General features: G+C 47.0%; 1 protein-coding gene. It reads left to right on the top strand.

What is annotated here, in order from left to right; genetic code table 11:
- Positions 1-35 precede the first annotated feature (35 nt).
- Entirely contained in the window at positions 36-761 is a 726-nt protein-coding gene (locus ABE093_RS13575) for a CbrC family protein (RefSeq protein WP_430761446.1), read from the top strand.
- The last annotated feature ends 71 nt before the right edge of the window (positions 762-832 follow it).

Here is an 832-nt window from a genome sequence, read left to right as displayed (position 1 = left end):
GCTTAACTCAGGTGTTAGGTCTGTAGATCATCCTTATGAGCACATTCCAAGAACTTGGAGCGCCCTTTTCGCTGTTCGAGGCACCTATAGATGACTGCGCTGGATACTCTGGACCAGGCGTCTGCTCCATTTGCGAAACACCTCAACCCCATACTTTTTTGCTGGGAACTGGCTGCTGCATTATTGTTCATTGCTCTTCCTGCAATGTCGAAAATGGCCTCAGCACTTCCCGCAAAAAATCACAGACATGCAGAAGCTGTGGCGCTGTTATCGGATTTCCCCCAGCACTTTCTCAATTAGAAGAGATTCTCTGCTGCTATTCGTGCCTTAGGTCCGGCTTAGTGGCAATTACAAAAGATAGTGAACTCGGAATGATTTCTTGGGGGCAGGCCTTTGAAGGCATTACTCATGGTGTGCCTGGCCTCAAAAACCCAAATTTCGAACTTGTAGAGCTTAAAGATGGCTGGATCGGCGCCATCCTTCCCAGTGAAATTATGTTTGAACTTCTGAGAACGCCTGATTACATCACGTGGCAAGGAGATCAATGGCTATTTTGCTGTAAACACCCAATGACGTTTATGGGCTTCAAGACAGCACAACAGCTTCTGGCGCTCGACAAGCAATATACCGAAGAAACGCTATTCCAAAAAGTAACACAAGGTCGTTTTACATTTTCTCACGGCGCTATTGACGGGTTTTCATTCTATCTATTTAAGTGCAAGACTTGTGGGACCAATAGGTTCCATTGGGATATGGATTAAAGGCTACAGACCTAACTAATCGTTCAAGCCGACGCCGCTTCGTGGCACGGGTTTGGGCTCTGCGCTACGCT

The organism is Solilutibacter silvestris (assembly GCF_050574925.1).
Classification (GTDB): Bacteria; Pseudomonadota; Gammaproteobacteria; order Xanthomonadales; family Xanthomonadaceae; genus Solilutibacter; species Solilutibacter silvestris_A.
Note: the sequence above shows the minus strand (reverse complement) of the source record. Positions and strands in the feature narration are given on the sequence as shown.